This is a genomic window from Candidatus Woesearchaeota archaeon (genome assembly GCA_030651135.1).
Lineage (GTDB): Archaea > Nanobdellota > Nanobdellia > Woesearchaeales > JACPBO01 > JACPBO01.
This window is the reverse complement of the sequence record JAUSCS010000013.1, coordinates 244,907-263,666: the sequence shown is the minus strand read 5'-3', so window position 1 is coordinate 263,666 and position 18,760 is coordinate 244,907. Positions and strand designations below refer to the sequence as shown.

Sequence of the window (18,760 nt, the reverse complement as noted above, 5' to 3'; positions counted from 1 at the left end):
TGTTTTTAATTTCAGTCATTTTTCTTCAGCGCTATCTTCGCCATCACCATCTGATGCATCCTCTTCAGAAACTCCATTCTGTCTTCCATCTTAAGAACATCTGTGTAGCCCTGTATGATCAGATTAAATGCAAACGGGCTTGGCACAGTTGTTGTTATCTCCTCGATTTTTATTTTTCCTTCATTTACCTGATCAATCACGAGCTTTGCATTCTGGACATCCATCAGATCCTCTAAAACTTCCCGTCTTGCTTCCTTCAATATCGGAAAATTGTTGCTGATTCTTTTTAATGCAGACATCAGTATCATAGAGCTGACCTGCTGCCTTCCAACCCTTTTCTGATGGCCTTTGTAATTCCTCAATATCATCAAAGCACGCGCTGCGCAATGCCTGAATCTTCTCTTCAAAATTTCAGTCTGCTCTATTGAAAGCTTTGCAATTTCATCAAAATTTGATTTTTTCAGGACTTTGATTATCTGCTCAATACTTATTCCTTTTTTAGTTCTTATAAAAAACCCGTTGTCATTCATTCCGATTTCAACATCATGGTGCGATAATTGCCCTGCGATATATGCGATGGCTCTTGACAGGCAGTCATTGACCCTTCTTCCGAACAAAGAATGAAATATCAAATGGCTGCCGTTCTCATTATTGAAATGCTCTACAATTATCCTTTTGTCGCTTGGAATTGTTGCATATTCAAACTGCTCCCTGAAATATTCGTAAATTGAGTTAGCAGCATATTTGTCAACATAAAGATAGGAATTTATGAATTCGAGTATTTCATCTTTTGTTTTGTTTGCGCAGAATTTCTCGCTCATCAATCTTCTGAATCTGCCGATATCGAGAGCAAGGTCAAAAGATAAAGGCAGCATCTCGCTGATCCATGACGGAATAGTTGGCGGCCTGTGCACGCTGGCTGAAACCTGGGCAACCATTCCCCTGCTGAACTTGAATTCATAAACATTTCCGCCCAAAACAAAACTGTCACCCTGCCTTAATTTTTCCAAAAATCCTTCATCCAAATGGCCTATTGTTTCCTCGCCAACTTTTACTGTTATGAACATTTCTTCAGGAATTGTTCCGATATTCGTCATATAAAGAACTCTGCTGAGCCTGCCTCTTCTTCCGATCATTCCTGTTTCCTTGTCATGCCATATCTTTGCATAGACGTGCCTTGATTCCAGGCTTGCAAATTCCCCTGAAAGATATTTTATTATCTCGAGAAAATCCTCCCATGGAAGATCTTTATAGCAGTATGATGACCTTATCATCCTGAACAAATCATTTATCTGGATCTTGTCCGCAATTGCAATGCCAAATATCTGCTGCGCAAGGACATCAAGGCAGTTAACCGGAATATGTATCTTGTCTATTTTTCTTTCAACTGCAGATTTAAGCAGAACAGCGCATTCTATCAGATCATCCCTGTCAAGCACAATTATCCTGCCCATTGTTTTGGAATGCAACTGGTGGCCGCTTCTTCCTGTTCTCTGCAATGCCCTGGCAACCGATTTAGGAGAGCCGAGAAGAATCACCAAATCAATAAAGCCGATGTCTATGCCTAATTCAAGCGAGGTTGAGCAGACAACAACCTTTATTTTTCCTTCCCTTAATCTTTGCTCAATGTTTTGCCTCAGGAATTTGCTCAGGCTGCCATGATGCGCACCAATGTTTTCTGTATAATTTTTAGGAAATTTTTCTTTCAGGTGATCGACAACTCTTTCAGTTGCGCTCCTTGTATTTGTAAATATCAGTGTTGTTTTGTGATCCTGCACAAGCTTGTCTATTAAAGTATAAAGCGCGTCATGCATATATGCATATTCAATGTCAATCAAATTTTCAACAGGAGATAAAACTTTTAAATCCAATTCTTTTATGAACTGTACATCAACAATAACACAATCTCTAACTTTTCCTTCATCATAGCCAACAAGAAATTTTGCAATCTCTTCTAGAGGAGAAATTGTAGCAGATAATCCGATTCTTGTCATATGCGAGGATAATGCTGCCAGCCTTTCAACTGACAAAGAAAGATGAACTCCGCGCTTGTTCTCAGCCAGTGCATGGATCTCATCAATAATGCACCACTGCACATTTTTAAGATGCTCTACAAATTTTGAAGAAGAAAGCATTAATGCAAGGCTTTCGGGAGTGGTTATCAATATGTGCGGCGGGGTTTTGAGCATCTTTGATTTCTCTGCTGCTGTTGTATCGCCTGTTCTGACTCCAACCCTGATGTTTAATTTTTTATCTGCTATTGCTTCCATTTCTTTCAATGGCTGCACAAGGTTTACAAGAATGTCATTTGACAATGCCTTCAAAGGCGAAATGTAAATGCAGTATATCTTGTCTTCCAGAATGCTTTTTTCAGAGGAATCAACAAGCTCGTTTAAAATTGACAGGAATCCAGTTAATGTTTTTGTTGCTCCTGTCGGAGCTGAAATCAGGATATTTTTCCTGCTGTGTATTTCCATAACACCATACAACTGCGGCAGGGAATAAGCCTTGAATCTGCTGTAAAACCATTTTTTTACAATAGGGTTTAAAATATTGTCTATTTCCTCGGCTGTGTTTGGCTTTTCCTTGAATTCGAGCATTATGAGAAAGAATGGAAACAGGTTTAAAAAGATATGTCTTAAATTTGTGAAACTGAAAAGCAAAACATTTATAAATAAATCTGACAATACTGCTGGAACAACATTAAACAATAGGGGGTGCTAATATGCAATATTTAGATGGCGAAGAACCAGATGGTGAACCCGATAAAGATGATGGCGATTTTGGGGACGACTAAACAGATTTTAGCTTGTTTTTTGTTTTATTTCAGAAACTATCTTAGAACTTAAACCCTTTTGGCATTTTGCCCTGGAACTTCTTCATAAGTTTTTCAGGAGATCCCTGTCCCTTCAATAACTTGACGAGCTTTTTGCTCTGCTTGTACTGCTTTACAAGCTCTCTTACAACGCTTGTTGAGCAGCCGCTTCCTTTTGCTATTCTTTCTGTTCTTGCAGAATCTATTATTTCAGGATCTTCAAGCTCTTCCTTAGTCATCGAGTTCATCACATACCGCCATTTCTTAAGCTTGCCTTCCTGCACCTGCAGCACGTCTTTTGGCAATTGCAATTGTGAAAATCCAGGTATCATCTCCATTACCTTGCTTATTGGCCCCATTTTGGACATTGCTTCCATCTGCTCGTAAAGGTCAATAAGGTTGTATTCGCCCTTTAGAAATCTCTTGCCCAGATCCTTTGCTTCCTCTTCTGTTATAGCATCTTTTGCTTTTTCCAGCAATGCTTCTAAGTCACCCATGCCGAGCAATCTTCCGACAAAGTTTTTCGGCTTGAATTCTTCCAAAGCATCTATTTTTTCTCCCACGCCGATAAATTTAACCTTGGCTCCTGTAACTGAGCAGGCAATTAATGCACCGCCTCCTTTTGCTGTGCCGTCGAGTTTTGTAACAATAACACCAGTCACATTGCAGGTTTCATGGAATTTCTTTGCCTGCAACTCAGCTGCCTGGCCCAAATCCCCGCCTATTGTCAGCAGAACTTCATCAGGCTGAATTTTTTTGTTTATTTTATTTAGTTCTTCGATCAGATCTTCAGACAGCGCATCCCTTCCTGCTGTGTCTATGATGGCAATATCATATTTTTTTATGTTTTTTTCAAATTCAGAATAGATTTTTATCGGATCTTTCTCTTTTTTTATCCCGTAAAAATCAACATTAATCTGCTTTGCCAGCTGCTCCAGCTGTTCGTATGCTGCCGGACGCCAAGTGTCAGTCTGGACCACTGCGATTTTCAAGCCGCGCTTCTGGAAGAATTTTGCCAATTTTCCGGCTGTTGTTGTTTTTCCATTTCCGAACAATCCAACAAGCATTATTTTGAAAGGCCTCTTTACAATGTCTATTTTGGCGCCCTCTCCTCCCAGGAAATTGGCCAGTTCGTCATAAACAATCTTTATCAGATATTCTTTCTTTGTCAATCCCGATGGGGCTTCCTCTTTTAATGCCCTTTCCTTTATTTTCTTTGTAAGATCAAAGACAAGCTTTACATTTACATCTGCTGCCAGCAATGCTTTTTGTATGTCTTTTATCAGCTCATTGATCAGTCTTTCATCTACAAAAAGGGCTTTTGTGATCTTCTGCAGTGTGTTTCTCAGTGCAGAGCCGAGGCTGTCCAATACCATAGGATATAAGAATGAGTTTTGGTTTATAAATGTTTATGGTTGAATCCTGTTATTCCGAGTTTCACCAGCTAATAAGTTTTTGTTTTTTCCATTATAGAAACAAAAAACAAAAAGTTTATATACTATAGTTATACTATAGAATGTATGACAACAACAATTCAAATTCACGAAGATGTGAAAAACGAACTTGATAGGCTTAAAGAAACAGGCAAAGAGACTTACGAAGAAGTCATCTTAAATCTCATGAATGTTGCTGAAAAATGCAAAAGAGAGCAGAAGTCATTGTTAATTGAAGGCTACAAGGAAATGACAAAAGAAAGTTTGGCTGTTAGCAAAGAATGGTCAAATGCTGATAAAGTTTGGAAATAAAAATGCTGATAAAAAGAGGCGATATTGTACTAGTCAATTTAGAGCCTGTTACTGGATCTGAACAAGGCAAAATCAGGCCAGCCGCTGTTATACAAAATGATACTGGGAATGAGTACAGCCCAACAACAATTGTGGCCCCCATCACTTCCAAAATATTCAGCAAAGAATTCCCGACAAATGTTGCAATAACAAGAAAGGAATCTAATTTGAAAGAAGATTCTACGATATTATTGAATCAAATAAGAACAATCGATAAATCAAGGATTATAAAAAAGATCAGCGCATTGAATGCAGAAATGATGAGCAAAATAAACCTGGCAATTAAAGTTAGTTTGGCTCTGGAGTAATTTCTTCTTGGCTAATGCGCTTCAAGAATTCGGCGCCATAGTCGGGAAAATTTCTGACATTTATAAAACGAAATGTTTAAATAGTAGTTATAACATACATTATAACAAAAGAGGCTTAAATAATGTGGAAAGAAGAGCTGGCAAAGAGATTAGACAGGACAAAAGCAGAGATCACATTTGATCCACATTTATTTGACAGGCAAGAATACTGGAATCTCGATTTAGATAAAATCGAGGAAACAATAAGAACAGGAAAAATGTTTGATGAGAAATGCGAAGAGCCAAACAAGCTTTGCTTTGAAAGATATTATGGCAAAGAAAATATGACTTACACTGTAATTGTGAGGTATCATGACAATTTTATCGAGGTGAAAACAGCATGGCCAAAGAAAGGAAGATAAAATGCGATTGCGGGGGGTATTTTGAAGAAAAAACCACGGTTTTTGACAATTTTGAAACCGAAGCAATGGTCTGCCCAAAATGCGGCTTTACCACATTGACGAAGGAACAGGCAGAAAAATATGCGAAATTAAAGCAATTGCACCAGATTATGGATGCAGAAAGGAAGATAATAAAAATAGGAAACTCCATGGGCCTGACATTGCCTGATGCGCTTCATGAGTTTGGAGCAAAAGTTGGTAAAAAAATAAGAATAGAAGCTCTGACAGCGCATTCGTTTAAAGTAGAGTTGACATAAAAAATATTATTAAAACTTCACACTTATCTCTTTCTTCTCAATATTCTCTTTGACCTTTTTAATAAAATCTTCAACCTTCAGATCCGCAAGCTTTCCGTCCAATGTCCTTACTGAAATTGTCTTGTCCCTGATTTCCCTCTCGCCGACAGTTATGATCAATGGAATCTGCTGCACCTGGGCATCCCTTACTTTCTTTGGAATGGATTCTGCCCTCAAATCAATATCAGCTCTTAAGCCATGCTCCTCGAATTTCTTTTTCAATTCCAAAGCATAATCATTGAACCTGTCTGCAACTGTCAGGATTATGATCTGCGATGGGCTGATCCACAACGGGAATCTTCCTGCAAAATGCTCTATTAAAACTCCAATAAACCTTTCAAGGCTGCCATAAACAACTCTGTGTAGTATAAACGGCCTGTGCTGCTTTCCATCCTTTCCTTCATAAGTTATGTCAAATCTTTCAGGAAGGTTAAAGTCAACCTGTATTGTGGAGCACTGCCATCTCCTGCCTAAAGCATCTGCTATCTGCACATCCAATGAAGGGCCGTAGAATTTTGCCTCTCCAGCCAATGTATTGAAAGGTATTTTTAATTTATTTAATGCACTCTTCAATGAATCTTCTGCTTTCTTCCAGCCCGTATCATCTCCGAGATACTTGTCTTTTTTCTCTTCGCTTCTTACAGATAAAGTAAAAAAATATTTTTCAAAGCCAAATACAGCAAGCATTTTCTTGATTAATGAAATAACATTTATTATCTCATCTTCAAGCTGCTCAGGTATGCAGAATATATGCGCATCATCCTGTGTAAAAGCTCGTACCCTGAACAAGCCGTGCAGCACTCCGCTTAATTCATGGCGATGGACATGGCCAAGCTCGCCCACTCTTAAAGGCATCTCTCTGTAAGAATGTACCTTTGTCTTGTAAATCAGCATTCCTCCAGGGCAGTTCATCGGCTTTATGGCATAATCCTGATCATCGATCCTTGTTGTATACATCATATCCTGGTAAAGCTTCCAATGCCCGCTTTTCTCCCACAGCACTCTGTTCAGCATTGTAGGAGTGGATACTTCAATATATCCTGCTTTCCTGTGCTCTTCTCTCCAATAATCAATAAGCTTGTTTCTGAGAATCATTCCATTATTGTGCCAGAAAGTAAATCCAGGGCCTTCTTCATGAATTGAAAACAAGTCGAGCTGCTTTCCGATTATTGTATGGTCTCTTTTCTTAGCTTCCTCGATCATCTTAAGATAATCATTAAGTTCTTTGGAGTCAGGGAAGCTTATTCCATAGACTCTCTGCAATTGCTTGTTTTTAATGTCGCCTCTCCAATATGCTCCTGCAATTTTTGTCAATTTGAATGCTTTTATTTTTCCTGTTGATGAAACATGAGGGCCGCGGCACAAATCTATAAAATCGCCCTGTCTGTAAGCAGTCAAATCTTTGCCAAACTCTTCAATCAGTTCAAGCTTGTATGGGTTGTTTTTGAATAATTTCTGCGCTTCTGCCTTTGTCAATTCTATTCTTTCAAAAGGCAGATCCTGATTTACAATGTTGTGCATCTTCTCTTCTATTTTCTTTATGTCTTCCGGCTTGAACGGATCTGCGTCAAAATCATAATAGAAGCCTTCCTCAACAACAGGGCCTATGGTCGGCTTTACTTTAGGAAAAAGCTGAATAACAGCATGAGCCAAAACATGCGCTGTGCTGTGCCTGAAAATTTCCACACCTTCCTTGTCTTTGAAAGTTATGACTTTGAAGCTGCATGATTCTTTTATCGGAGTGTTTAAATCTATTAGTTTATCATTTATCTTTGCAGCCAATGCGGCTCTCGCTAATCCTTCTCCGATGTCCTTTTTGATTATTTCTATCGGAGTTATGCCTTCTTTGTATTCTCTCTTTGTTCCATCCGGAAAGGTTATTTGCATCATGTTACTGGCTTTTTTATTCTCACATTTATAAATTTTTAGTTTGTTTGGATAAGCAAGGGAATTAGTAACCTTTTTAAGCGAGACTTTTCACAGATTCATTCGTGATAAAATGAAAACAAGGATAAACAGGGCATTATTCAAAATTAAGCAGTTCAACAAAATAGCTGAGATAGATGAAATAGCAAGAAGATATCTGGCAATGAACAGCTTTGACGGTGTTCTTGCGATCCTTGGAATTCTTTTGGCAAGCTTTTTCGCGGATATACAGTCAAGAAGCACGGTGATAACAGCATCATTGGGAATAGCAGTAGCAATAGCAGTTTCAGGATTTTACGGGACATTCATCACAGAGAAGGCAGAGAGAACGAGAAAAATAAAGAAGCTTGAAAAAAGCGTGGGCATGTTTCTTAAAGAATCGCAGATTCAGAGCGCGCACAGCTTTGCCACGTTCGCGCTTGCAGCAATTGACGGGCTTTCGCCGTTTCTGATAGCAATAATAATCATTATGCCGTTTTTTATAACAAGCAGCATGGCTTTGGCATATTACCTGTCTTTTGCCCTGGCTGTGTTATTCTTGTTTTTAGTGGGAGCATTCCTCGGCACTATTTCAAAAGAAAACGTATTTAAAGAAGGAATGAAAATGATTGCTGCAGGAATAGTATGCACAATAATCATATTTTTTGTTGAAAAATTTGCAGGAGTATAAAATGACATACAAGCAGGTTATTTTGGTCAGGGAAGATCTTCAATTGCCCAAGGGAAAATTAGCAGCCCAGGTAGCCCATGCCTCTGTTGCTTCTCTTCTTAAATCTCATAAAGGTGATATTGCGAAGTGGAAAGATGAAGGGATGAAGAAGGTTGTTCTGAAAGTCAAGGATCTGGATGAATTAAAAAAATACAGGGAAGAAGCGCAGGATGCAGACTTAGTTTCTGCTTTGATAACAGATGCCGGCAGAACTGTTGTAGAGCCGGGGACAATAACGTGCTTAGGAATTGGGCCGGATAAGGAAGAGAAGATAGACAAGATAACTGGAAAGCTGAAGATGCTGTGATTTTATTCCTTAAATGATTGCTTTACTTGTTTCTTCAATTTCACCATAAGATTTATAAATGAGTGGCTTTTTCCTTAAATTATGAAAAAATTCATGTTCGCAACATTGGTTGTGTTTGGGGTGTTAAGCTTAATACTTGCAATCAACCCATTCAACCTTATTGTAAGCATTGCCCAGATCTTTAATTTTAATGTCATCCTTATTCCGATGTACATCATACCTATTGTCAATGTTTTGTTTGTTTTAAATTCATTCTCTTATGTTTATCTGATATCAAACGGCAGGAACAACCACAAAAAGAAGAGTACATTTTCCATTAAGAAGATGATTGATTCTGCAGTTAATTTCTTGTTCGAGGAAGAAGAGTAGTTATTTCTTTTTCTTCATTTTGTTTATGTGGTGCTTTAACTTTTCAAAAATATTCCTGGAAGCAGCTTCAGCTGCAGATGCTCCCTTTTCAACACCCTTCTCGATCAGATCTTTTCCTGCATTGAAAGTTCTTTTTATCCTGGGGCCATACCACTCCATTACAGCATCAACATCAGTTATTCTTTTTAAATATCTCTCAATGAAAACAACATTTTCAATAGTATATCGCAATGGCTCAGGAGGCTTTTCATCGGCATATCCTACTGTAATAATCGCCTGCGGCCTTGCATAATCCGGAATGCCGCATGTTCTTTTTACAGCTTCCTCTTCAAATGCGCCGACCCAGCATGCGCCAAGGCCAAGGGCATTCGCTGCCAACAGCATGTTTTCAACTGCAGCTGCGCAATTCTGTATTGAATACAATCTTTCTCCTCTTACCCCATAGAACTGGACAGCCCTTTCCAAAACAGTGCAAACGACAATATGAATAGGAGCATCAGCCATCCAGTACTGCTGCAGAGAGGCTTCTGCCAATGCCCTTCTTTTATCAGCTTCAGTAACAACAATGAACTTCCAATTCTGTAAGTTTCCAGAAGACGGGGCATATCTCGCAGAATCTACTATCTGCCCGATTTTATCCCATTCAACAGGGATAGTCAAGTACTTTCTGACAGAACGCCTTGTCCTTATGCATTCGAAAATGTCCATTTTACCTCTTTTTATATGATCTTCTTTAGAGAATATTTAAATATTACTTATATTTATATTTATTGATATGAAATATTCCGAATTAGTTGAAATCTATGAAAAGCTTGAAGCAACAACAAAACACCTTGAAAAAACAGCAATTATCGAGGAGATTCTTAAAAAAGCAAAATCCGATGACCTGAAGGATATAGTTTATCTGCTTGAAGGCAGGGTTTTCCCTGAATGGGATGAAAGGAAAATCGGCTTCAGCAATAGGCTGGTGATTAAGGCAATAGCAAGCGTAAGCGGAGCAAGCGCCAAGGAAGTGGAAAGCCTATGGAGCAGGAAAGGGGATCTCGGCATTGTTGCAGAAGAACTGATGGCGAAGAGAATGCAGTCTGCATTGCATGCAAGGGAATTAAGCGTAAGCGATGTTTTGTCGAATATAAGAAAGCTGGCGGAAATGGAAGGCGAGGGAACAGTTGCAAGAAAAATCTCATTAGTTACAGAGCTGGTGAGCAATGCAAAGCCGCCTGAAGCTAAATATATAGTAAAAATGATTTTGGAAGAATTACGAGTGGGAACAGCGGGCGGCATTATAAGGGATGCGATTGCAAAGGCATTTGGCAGAAATGTTGAAGATGTTGAAGCAACGTTTAACCTGTTAGTTGATTACGGCGAAACTGCTGTGCTTGCAAAGGAAAACAAGCTTGGAAAAATACAGCTAAAGCCAGGCAGGCCATTAAAAGTAATGCTGGCGGTTCTTGTTAAAAGCATTGAAGAAGCGTTTGAAGCAGTGGGAAGGCCAATGCAGCTGGAATACAAGCTTGATGGCTTCAGGCTGCAGGTCCATTTCGATGGAAAAGCAATTTTGTTATTTACACGGAGAATGGAAAACGTGACTGCGCAATTCCCCGATGTTGTGAAAGCTGTAAAAGAAAATGTTAAGGGGAAGAGCTTTATAATTGATGCCGAGGCAGTTGGCTATGAAAGGAAAACAGGGAAATGCCTTCCGTTCCAGTCAATATCGCAGAGGATAAAGAGAAAATATGACATTGAAGATATGGCAAGGAAATTCCCAGTTGAGCTTAATGTGTTTGATGCAATGTATTATGAGGGAAAAGATTTGATGGAGCTTCCTTTATTGAAGCGAAGAGAGGTTATTGAAAAAATTATGAAAGAAGAAAAAGGCAAAATAATTCTGACTAAAAAGCTTATAACTGATGATGATAAAAAAGCAGAGAAATTCTATAAAGAAGCACTTGATTCAGGTGTTGAAGGAGTTATGCTTAAAAATGTAAATTCCCTTTACAAGCCTGGCAGATATGTTGATGGGTGGTGTAAGCTGAAGGAAGTGCTTGAGCCGCTTGACCTTGTGATTGTTGGAGCTGAATGGGGAGAGGGCAAAAGAGCCAAATGGCTGAGCAGCTATACAGTGGCATGCGAGAAGGATGGGAAGCTGATTGAAATCGGCAAGGTAAGCACAGGAATGAAGGAGAAAGAGGAGGAAGGAGTAACATTTGAGCAGCTGACCAAGATTCTTAAGCCATTGATAATTTCCCAGAAAGGCAAGGAAGTTGCTATAAAGCCGCAGATTGTGATAGAAGTCGGCTATGAAGAAATACAGAAAAGCCCAACTTATACGAGCGGCTATGCTTTGAGATTTCCCCGAGTTTTGAGGTACAGGCCTGAAAAGCCGGTTGATGAGATAGCAGATATGAAGATTGTTGAGAAGATTTATGGGAGCCAGAGAGGCAAAAAACAAATCAGGTAAGTTCTATGTCAAAAACCACTCATCATAGATAGATGGCATTTGCCGCCATTCATAGCATTAGGTGGTTTTTGAGCACAGTCAAAATTCCACTGAATAATGTTTTGGTTATAAACCACCATTCATTCAGAATGGCGGAATTTTGATGTTTCAATTTTGGAACATTGTTCCAAAAACGAAATCTTTAAATATAAGGTTGTTTCAAAAGCATTATGCATGACATACAGTTGATGGAAAAGCTGTTTGATCCAAAGATTCTTGCTGTTCTGAAGCTGTTTGTTGAAAACAAGGAGAAGCAGCTCTATCTAAGGGAGATTTCAAAAGCAGCAAAAGTGCCTGTTGCATCGTGCTTCAGGATAATGAAGCATTTACTGAGCCTTAATCTGGTAAAAGAAGTGAACGTGAGCAGGTTCAGGCTGTATCAGCTGAATGAAAATGATGACACAAAATTCATTGAAGGCTTTATAAAAATAGAGAAGCATGTTTTGGATTTATTCGTCGATGAAATCAAGAAAATAGAGGGCATCAGCTCGATTATTCTGCATGGCGAGGATAAAAAAGACAAGGCAAACATACTGCTGATAGGGGCAAATATAAATTCAGACGGAATAAAAGCGATCTGCACAGATATAAGAGAGAAATATAGTTTTACAATAACATATCTGATATTGACGCAGGAGCAATATGCCCAGATGAGCGACATGAACTTATTTCCTCGTGAAAAGAAGATAATTTATTCGAGATAGATCCTTGTTTTTTGCATAAAAAGCAGGCTTTTGATTGTTGTAATGCAAAATATATCTTTTAGTTCCTAAATCTTTAAATATAAGTTTATACAGAAGTATAAAAATTAACTCAGTTTATTGGCGTAAACTAGTTATGGTGTAACTTTTCTCGACGATAACGGACGATTTGATACTCAAAACGCTTTTTGGCATACATTCGTTGGCGCAAATGTAAAAACGTTTTCTAAGGAGGAGTAAGAACGAACTTAAATATAAATATTTCGTAATTGGAATATTTATATTGCAGTATATAAAAACAAACAGGGGGTTTAAAATGGGAGCAATGGATTTTATTGTGGAAGGAGCAAAAGCAGCTTCTATAGGGTACACGGATGTAGAAGTAGGGCAAGCGAACATAAAGGTAATAGGCGTTGGCGGAGCAGGCAACAACATGGTTTCCTGGCTTTACAAGAAAGGAATCAAGGGAGCAGAGATTATAGCCTGCAACACAGACAAGCAGCATTTGGATATTAGTGAATCTGACAGGAAATTCCTGCTCGGCAGAGATGTAACAAGAGGGCTTGGATGCGGAGGATTTCCAGAAAAAGGAGCTGAAGCAGCACAAGAAAGCCTAAGCACGCTAAAAGAATCATTAAAAGGATCTGACATGGTTTTCGTATGCGGAGGAATGGGCGGCGGAACAGGAACAGGAGCATGCCCTGTGGTTGCGCAGGTTGCAAAAGACACTGGCGCAATAGTTATCGGAACAGTAACAATGCCTTTCAAGATTGAAAGGGCAAGGGTTGACAAAGCAGAATTTGGACTGCAGCAATTAAGGCAAGTAGCAGATACTGTTATTGTTATTGATAACAACAGGCTGGTTCAGATTGCAGGAAATTTGCCAATACAGCAGGCATTTGCAGTGGCAAATGAATTGATCTCGACAATGATTAAAGGAATAGTTGAGACAATAGCAATTCCTTCGTTGGTTAACCTGGATTATGCAGATGTAAAGGCAATAATGCAGAATGGCGGAGTAGCAGTAATCGGCGTAGGCGCATCTGACACAAACAACAGGGTAGATGAAGCAGTCAAAGGAGCATTGTCAAACCCATTGCTTGACATCAACTATGAGGGCGCAACAGGCGCATTGATCCACATCTCAGGAGGCACAGACATGACATTGGAGGAAGTAAACAGGATTGGAGAATTAGTAACTGAAAGCCTTGATGAAGATGCAAATGTGATCTGGGGCGCAAGAGTCAGCGAAAGCATGAAAGGAAAGATAACAGTGATGACAATAATAACCGGCGTCAAATCGCCATGGGTGCTTGGCAAGGTTGATCGCAGGCAGAAAGCTGCACAGTCAAGGCAGATGTCAGAAGAGCTGGGAATAGAGATCATCAACTAAGGACAAAAGGCAAGTTTTTGTCTTTTTTTATTTCACGCTCACTTTATGTGAGAACTTCTTGCCTTCATCTTTATACCACCCCCAAAAATATAAACGATGAAGGCAAATTTTTTAATTTGAATGGGTAAAGATACTCTTACGGACTTTAGACCAAGAACTAAGTTCAATCAATTAAAAGAATTAAGGTAAGAAGTTACTCTTGATTTACTAATTTCAAATCCAAAGTTGGTTTCTCTGGTTGATCAAGAAGCATTTTTTTGGATAAATCAATAGATTCAACTCCTATATGTGTACCCGTTTTATAGTGTACTGAAGCAAATACTGGTTGATCGCCTTCAAACAGAATATCAACTCTAGTTACATCCTTTCCATGAAACTGAGTTTCATAACTAGTTTTTATTCTAGTCCATCGATTCATGAGATCGTATGCTTCTTGTGGATTTGTATATTCTTTTGTACCCATTAAGATTAGTAACTATGAAGTAGTATTTAAAGGTTTCTGTTTTAATTTCTTGTCTTCATCTTTATACCGCCCCTAACAATATAAACGATGAAGGCAAATTTTTTTATTTTGACTTTTGAGAAAATTATCCTTTTACAACAATAGTTTTTGCCAGCATATCGCCTATTCTCTGATGTTTTTTTGTGCAGATTATTAAGAAAAAGCCGATTATTCTAAATATGACCATGAAAAAAGGCATCGACTTAGTTATATTCCTTATCAGAGCTTGTTTGAAGTTTACTTTTTTATTATTTTCAGATACAACTTTGATATTTAATGCCATTTTTCCTATTGTTTTAAAATATTTTGCTTCAAGCAGTGTGAAGTACAATATATCTTCAAATAAAAGAAGTAGAATAAAGATTGCGGCTGTTATTGCAGGATTGATTCGAATAAACACTAAAAAGATGATAATTAACCAAAAAAACACAGTTAAAATTATGTTGTCAAGAACAGTGGCCAAAAACCGTTGCCATATTGTTGCGTATTCCATTTATTTCAGCCTTTCTTCAGAAAGCTGCAGATGATCGCTCTCTACCTGAACTAAAGCGCCAAATATCTTTCTTACAAATGGATTTTCTGATTCTTTTACCGCTTCTCTGTAAAATTTAATTGCCATCTCTTCCCTATTATGGCTTTCTTCCAGATTAGCTATATTTGAGCCGGAACATTGGCTTTTTCCAAGATTAATTTTATCTAATTTTAATATTTTCCTCCAAATAGAAACATGCTCTGCTTCAACCCTGCCTAAAACATTAAATAACAGCTTGCCTTCCTCATTATCAGTTTTCTCTGCAGCGCAGAAATAAAATTCTGAATTCGAAATTTCAAGCTTTAATGCTTTTTCTGCATTTGCCTTTTCTTTTTCATTCAATTCAACATCAAAATCAGCTTTTGCATCTTTTGCTTCCTTAACAAATCCTTTATGCGCGCCGCAGAAGGGGCATATTTCTGGCTCATCAGCTATAAAAGAATCCCCGCAAATTTCACATCTCCATAGCTTTACCATCTTGGCCTTTTATTTATTCTCCTCAAAATATCTTTTATATTCTAAAGGGCTCAGCTTTCTTTTCTTTATCTCTTCATCGCATTTAATGCAATAGAACAGAGCAGAGTTTTCCTTTTTATCGAGTTTTTCTTTGCATATTTGGCATAGCCCTTTCATTCGTATTCACCTCATCAAACATTACATCTCCAAACTTTTTTCCCAGCTATACTCGCGGACAAGATTAATTGACCAATTGTTGTCCGCTCGTAATAAGTAAAGGGCATATCTATTGCTCAAATTTTTGTGCCCTTTACTATATTATCGCTATCATTTTAAAATAAAAATTAATAATTCTCAGCCAGCAGTTCGTAAAATGCACGAGGATGCTTGCATGCAGGGCAATCCTTTGGAGCTTCCTTGCCTTCAAAGATATAGCCGCAGTTCCTGCAGTGCCACTTCACAGCTGAGTTTTTCATGAACACTTCCTTACCTGCAACGTTGCTGATCAGTTTCCTGTACCTTGCGTCATGGAATTTCTCGACTTCTGCGATCTCTTCAAAAGACCTTGCTATTTCTGAAAATCCCTCTTCCATGGCAATCTTTGCAAAGTTCGGATAAATAGTTCCCCATTCCATCCTTTCACCCTCTGCAGCTGCCTCAAGATTCTGCTTAGTATCCTTTATCGCTCCTGCAGGATAGGCTGCTGTGATCTCAATTGATCCACCTTCAAGATATTTGAAGAAAATCTTTGCATGCTCTTTTTCATTGTCAGCTGTTTCTGCGAATATTGCTGAGATCTGCTCGAATCCCTCTTTTCTTGCAGCAGAAGAAAAATAAGTGTATCTGTTTCTTGCCTGTGATTCACCTGCAAATGCCTTTAAAAGATTCTGCTCTGTTTTTGTTCCTTTGAGTTTCATTCTTATCGCCTCTTCATTTGTTTATTGCCGCTATTATGATTCCTCCGATTAAATATGCAACGAGGCCTCCGATTGCCCAGCTTATGATTAATGCCAAAGGTAGGCTTATCAGCAGATAAAGCGATAATGCTGAGGGTATGCCTGCTGCCAAAAATAATAAAACTCCATATAGCGCTCCTTTCTTAAAAGCACTGCCTGAAAAGCAGCAGCTCACCATGACATAGACTATTGACAAAAGAATGCCCGTTATTATGCTGAACCCAATTGCATAAGCATAGAACTCCCAGCCTGGCGGAGCAGCACTTGGCATCATGAGCTTGCTCCATATCGCAAAATAATTTGCATCAGTATAATAGCTCATTGTTAAAAATGCCCCTATTGTGTGGACTATCTGCGCGATTATTGCAAATAAAATTCCGCTCAATAAGATCTTCCAGAAATTCATCCTTGCTGGCTTGCAGACAGCTTTTGAATTGCCATTGGTTTTGCCATTATTGTTTTTTGCTATTTCGACCACCCCATTAGTTAATTTAATTATGAGAAAAATACTTTGGTTTTAATAAAGGTTTCTATTTTTTCTTTGCCTTGATCTTCGGCTGGAAAAATGCAAGATAGATTATCGGCAGTATCCCGACTGTGTTGAATATGAAGATGCAGACGAACCATGCAAGATGGTTGTTTCTTCCTGCTTTCCACATTCCGATGCCTTTCCATACAGCATCCCAGATTGATAATATGATCAAGACTGGGATAAACCAAGCAATAAATTGTTCTGGTGTCATCTTCTAATCACCTCTGCCAGGTTTTCTTTTTCTTTAAAAAATCTTTCGTGATCCATTAATTCCAGTTTGTTTTCTCCTCTGTGGCGGATATAACCAAAATTTCTTGCCATATCTAATGCGCCTATAAAAACAAAAATTGCGCCTGCTCCCCAAGTAATAACCTCTCTGTCTGAAATATCGCTGATGGCATTATGAATTCTTTCTTTTACATCGCCTTCTGCCTTTTCTTCCAATGCGCTCCAGAAATGCTCTATAAAATAATCTTGCTCGAGTTCCCGGTCAGGTTCACGAAAAATATATCCCCCTAGCTGGGTGTCCAGTACATGTTTTATATCTTTTTCCATATCATGGCTTTTTAAAAGCTCCTTGCCTTTTTCTGTGACCATGTAGCACGAGCAAGGGCATAATGTTATAAGTTTCCTACTTAGACATGCGACTAACCTTTCCTGCATTGTTTCTTGCATTAAATCACCCCCGGTTTTATAACCCAAACGAATCAGTGAACTCTTTGATCTTCTTAAATTCGAATATGTACTTCAGGCCTTCTTCAGTTATGATGTATTTCTTGTCCTTGCCTTCGAACGTTTCCCCAACCATCTTTTTAGCCATTAATTCTCCAAGGTATTCCATCATCTTCTTATGCGAGAGATTTGATTTATACAACAGGTGAGTGGGCTTTATCTTGCCGCCTTTCTGCTGTATAGAAGTAAGAATGTCATGGATTATCTCGATCTTCGTTCTTCTGGCGCTCATTTTCTGAACCTTGGGATTAAAATTGTAAGCAGCAAGATCAAAAATGCAAGGCTCTGTATGAATTCAGCTATGATGTAAAGCTTGTCATAGAGCAATACGAAAGAGAAAACAGGGTGGCTGATGAGCATGAGGAAGAAAGAGCTGAGTACAAGGGCCGAGCTTAGCTTCCTGTTCTTTAAATAATTCCTTAAATAATAGTAAGTTAACGGAAGCAGAATCACAAAAAGCGTGGCGTGGAATATGAGATAAGAATCGCGCGCCAGTATTGAAACAAATACAAGATACATCAAAAGCAGCATCACAACTTTGCTTCTTACCTTGAAATGAACGATGAAGAGAAGCAGGAATGCAAGCAGCATCACGAATCTCGCAATGAAGAAGCCGCTTGACTGGATCCATTCAAAATAATAAATGTTGTATGTTGTTAGAGTGGCTGCGCCGATTGTCTGAAGCTGCTGTTCGCCTGAATAAACTATGACGCTCGAGATTATCTTCAGGAAAAAGGCAGCTGCCACAAGGAAAAAAGCCAGCGCGAAATGAAAATATTTTCTCTGCGAAGTGTACTTGAAAACCCTGTAGCTGAAGAATGCTATCAATAAAGTGCTGATTAAGGCGAATAATTCGAATAAAAAGTTAATGCCTTGAAACCATTCCAAACTAAACACTAAAGCCATCAATATTGCTTGAGAATTGCCCTTTATAAAGTTTGCGTATTTTTGTTCTTTACCAGCCTTTCATAATGTATTTATAAACCCCTCATCCTATTATAGTATAGGCGTTCAGAACACCTCCGTGTATGAATCACCTAAAGCTATCAGAAAGGAGGAGCAGCAAGGCGTTGTTCTTTCTTATGCTTCTCCTTTCTAACCCACTTTATTGATTTTATATTGTCCTATTATTTTTCTCTTCAATTCCTATATAAACACCCCATTCATGCCTATATTGTTCTGGAAAAAATAGGTTATCCAAAAAAATCTTATCAATTAAACCAATAAGACCTTTTATTTTACCCCTCATATCTTCAAAATTATTCGCTATATATCCTATTTCGTGCTTAGGTGTTCCCCAATAAAAAAACTTATCCTTAGCACCAGCTTTCTTTGCAAGATCAGTAGCTGTGCTATGTATAAAAAAAGCATCAAAACTATTACAGTCTCTTGGTATTGCTGGTACTCTACCTACTAATTTGTATTTTATACCCGTTATATTATTTTGGTTAGTTTCCATTTACCTCCTATTGGTTTTATTAATTTAATTTTAAAATTAAAAT

At 38.4% G+C, this 18,760-nt stretch carries 25 protein-coding genes; 10 read left to right on the top strand and 15 right to left on the bottom strand.

The window, feature by feature from the left end:
- Positions 1-11: 11 nt before the first annotated feature.
- Both Q7J54_08145 and Q7J54_08140 read right to left on the bottom strand, forming a co-directional pair.
- A complete protein-coding gene (locus Q7J54_08145) occupies positions 12-2,600 on the bottom strand; it encodes an ATP-dependent helicase (protein ID MDO8741505.1) in 2,589 nt (862 codons plus the stop codon).
- A 238-nt stretch (positions 2,601-2,838) separates the two neighbouring features.
- The gene (locus tag Q7J54_08140) at positions 2,839-4,191 is read right to left on the bottom strand and encodes a signal recognition particle protein Srp54 (protein MDO8741504.1); all 1,353 of its coding nucleotides are present in this window, start codon (positions 4,189-4,191) and stop codon (positions 2,839-2,841) included.
- Positions 4,192-4,335: 144 nt separating this feature from the next.
- Here Q7J54_08140 and Q7J54_08135 point away from each other — a divergent pair, with 144 nt between their 5' ends.
- The 4 genes from Q7J54_08135 to Q7J54_08120 all read left to right on the top strand — a co-directional run bounded on the left by Q7J54_08135 (position 4,336) and on the right by Q7J54_08120 (position 5,604).
- Positions 4,336-4,560 (top strand): hypothetical protein, encoded by a 225-nt coding sequence (locus Q7J54_08135; protein MDO8741503.1) that lies wholly within the window; start codon positions 4,336-4,338, stop codon positions 4,558-4,560.
- Between the two features lie 2 nt (positions 4,561-4,562).
- Positions 4,563-4,907, top strand: coding sequence for a type II toxin-antitoxin system PemK/MazF family toxin (locus Q7J54_08130; protein ID MDO8741502.1), 345 nt, complete (start codon positions 4,563-4,565; stop codon positions 4,905-4,907).
- A gap of 122 nt (positions 4,908-5,029) precedes the next feature.
- A complete protein-coding gene (locus Q7J54_08125) occupies positions 5,030-5,308 on the top strand; it encodes a hypothetical protein (protein MDO8741501.1) in 279 nt (92 codons plus the stop codon).
- Positions 5,287-5,604: a hypothetical protein gene (locus Q7J54_08120; GenBank protein MDO8741500.1), complete on the top strand. Its 318-nt coding sequence runs from the start codon at positions 5,287-5,289 to the stop codon at positions 5,602-5,604. Before Q7J54_08125 ends, Q7J54_08120 begins: the two co-directional genes overlap by 22 nt.
- A 9-nt stretch (positions 5,605-5,613) precedes the next feature.
- Here Q7J54_08120 and thrS read toward each other — a convergent pair whose 3' ends face one another.
- The gene (gene thrS / locus Q7J54_08115; protein MDO8741499.1) at positions 5,614-7,533 is read right to left on the bottom strand and encodes a threonine--tRNA ligase; all 1,920 of its coding nucleotides are present in this window, start codon (positions 7,531-7,533) and stop codon (positions 5,614-5,616) included.
- Positions 7,534-7,642: 109 nt separating this feature from the next.
- Here thrS and Q7J54_08110 point away from each other — a divergent pair, with 109 nt between their 5' ends.
- From Q7J54_08110 to Q7J54_08100, 3 genes are all read left to right on the top strand, one after another.
- The gene (locus Q7J54_08110) at positions 7,643-8,239 is read left to right on the top strand and encodes a VIT1/CCC1 transporter family protein (protein ID MDO8741498.1); all 597 of its coding nucleotides are present in this window, start codon (positions 7,643-7,645) and stop codon (positions 8,237-8,239) included.
- Position 8,240: 1 nt separating this feature from the next.
- On the top strand, positions 8,241-8,585 hold the full coding sequence (gene pth2, locus Q7J54_08105; protein ID MDO8741497.1) for a peptidyl-tRNA hydrolase Pth2: 345 nt from the start codon (positions 8,241-8,243) through the stop codon (positions 8,583-8,585).
- An 81-nt stretch (positions 8,586-8,666) separates the two neighbouring features.
- Positions 8,667-8,954, top strand: coding sequence for a hypothetical protein (locus Q7J54_08100; protein MDO8741496.1), 288 nt, complete (start codon positions 8,667-8,669; stop codon positions 8,952-8,954).
- On the opposite strand, the gene Q7J54_08095 is transcribed toward Q7J54_08100, so the two are convergent.
- On the bottom strand, positions 8,955-9,662 hold the full coding sequence (locus Q7J54_08095; GenBank protein ID MDO8741495.1) for a nitroreductase family protein: 708 nt from the start codon (positions 9,660-9,662) through the stop codon (positions 8,955-8,957).
- Positions 9,663-9,729: 67 nt separating this feature from the next.
- Between Q7J54_08095 and Q7J54_08090 the strand changes: the two genes are divergently transcribed.
- The 3 genes from Q7J54_08090 to ftsZ all read left to right on the top strand — a co-directional run bounded on the left by Q7J54_08090 (position 9,730) and on the right by ftsZ (position 13,548).
- The gene (locus Q7J54_08090) at positions 9,730-11,415 is read left to right on the top strand and encodes an ATP-dependent DNA ligase (protein MDO8741494.1); all 1,686 of its coding nucleotides are present in this window, start codon (positions 9,730-9,732) and stop codon (positions 11,413-11,415) included.
- A 209-nt stretch (positions 11,416-11,624) separates the two neighbouring features.
- Positions 11,625-12,158: a hypothetical protein gene (locus tag Q7J54_08085; GenBank protein MDO8741493.1), complete on the top strand. Its 534-nt coding sequence runs from the start codon at positions 11,625-11,627 to the stop codon at positions 12,156-12,158.
- Between the two features lie 313 nt (positions 12,159-12,471).
- The gene (gene ftsZ / locus Q7J54_08080) at positions 12,472-13,548 is read left to right on the top strand and encodes a cell division protein FtsZ (GenBank protein ID MDO8741492.1); all 1,077 of its coding nucleotides are present in this window, start codon (positions 12,472-12,474) and stop codon (positions 13,546-13,548) included.
- A gap of 193 nt (positions 13,549-13,741) precedes the next feature.
- Here the strand turns inward: ftsZ and Q7J54_08075 are convergent, their stop codons facing one another.
- The 11 genes from Q7J54_08075 to Q7J54_08025 form a co-directional block, all read right to left on the bottom strand.
- Positions 13,742-14,011 carry a hypothetical protein gene (locus Q7J54_08075; GenBank protein ID MDO8741491.1) on the bottom strand — a complete coding sequence of 90 codons (270 nt, stop codon included), beginning with the start codon at positions 14,009-14,011 and terminating at the stop codon, positions 13,742-13,744.
- 124 nt (positions 14,012-14,135) lie between these two features.
- Positions 14,136-14,543, bottom strand: a complete 408-nt coding sequence (locus Q7J54_08070) for an RDD family protein (GenBank protein ID MDO8741490.1) — start codon at positions 14,541-14,543, stop codon at positions 14,136-14,138.
- Positions 14,544-15,059: a ferritin family protein gene (locus Q7J54_08065; protein ID MDO8741489.1), complete on the bottom strand. Its 516-nt coding sequence runs from the start codon at positions 15,057-15,059 to the stop codon at positions 14,544-14,546.
- Between the two features lie 9 nt (positions 15,060-15,068).
- The gene (locus tag Q7J54_08060) at positions 15,069-15,215 is read right to left on the bottom strand and encodes a hypothetical protein (protein MDO8741488.1); all 147 of its coding nucleotides are present in this window, start codon (positions 15,213-15,215) and stop codon (positions 15,069-15,071) included.
- Positions 15,216-15,382: 167 nt separating this feature from the next.
- The gene (locus Q7J54_08055; protein MDO8741487.1) at positions 15,383-15,955 is read right to left on the bottom strand and encodes a rubrerythrin family protein; all 573 of its coding nucleotides are present in this window, start codon (positions 15,953-15,955) and stop codon (positions 15,383-15,385) included.
- 13 nt (positions 15,956-15,968) lie between these two features.
- A complete protein-coding gene (locus Q7J54_08050) occupies positions 15,969-16,472 on the bottom strand; it encodes a hypothetical protein (GenBank protein MDO8741486.1) in 504 nt (167 codons plus the stop codon).
- 52 nt (positions 16,473-16,524) lie between these two features.
- Entirely contained in the window at positions 16,525-16,737 is a 213-nt protein-coding gene (locus tag Q7J54_08045) for a DUF5652 family protein (GenBank protein ID MDO8741485.1), read from the bottom strand.
- Positions 16,734-17,201, bottom strand: a complete 468-nt coding sequence (locus tag Q7J54_08040; GenBank protein ID MDO8741484.1) for a hypothetical protein — start codon at positions 17,199-17,201, stop codon at positions 16,734-16,736. Before Q7J54_08040 ends, Q7J54_08045 begins: the two co-directional genes overlap by 4 nt.
- Positions 17,202-17,217: 16 nt before the next feature.
- The gene (locus Q7J54_08035; GenBank protein ID MDO8741483.1) at positions 17,218-17,490 is read right to left on the bottom strand and encodes a winged helix-turn-helix domain-containing protein; all 273 of its coding nucleotides are present in this window, start codon (positions 17,488-17,490) and stop codon (positions 17,218-17,220) included.
- Positions 17,487-18,164: a hypothetical protein gene (locus Q7J54_08030; GenBank protein ID MDO8741482.1), complete on the bottom strand. Its 678-nt coding sequence runs from the start codon at positions 18,162-18,164 to the stop codon at positions 17,487-17,489. The genes Q7J54_08035 and Q7J54_08030 overlap by 4 nt, the downstream gene beginning before the upstream one ends.
- A 208-nt stretch (positions 18,165-18,372) precedes the next feature.
- Complete coding sequence (locus tag Q7J54_08025; GenBank protein ID MDO8741481.1) at positions 18,373-18,717, bottom strand: hypothetical protein; 345 nt, start codon at positions 18,715-18,717, stop codon at positions 18,373-18,375.
- Positions 18,718-18,760 lie beyond the last annotated feature (43 nt).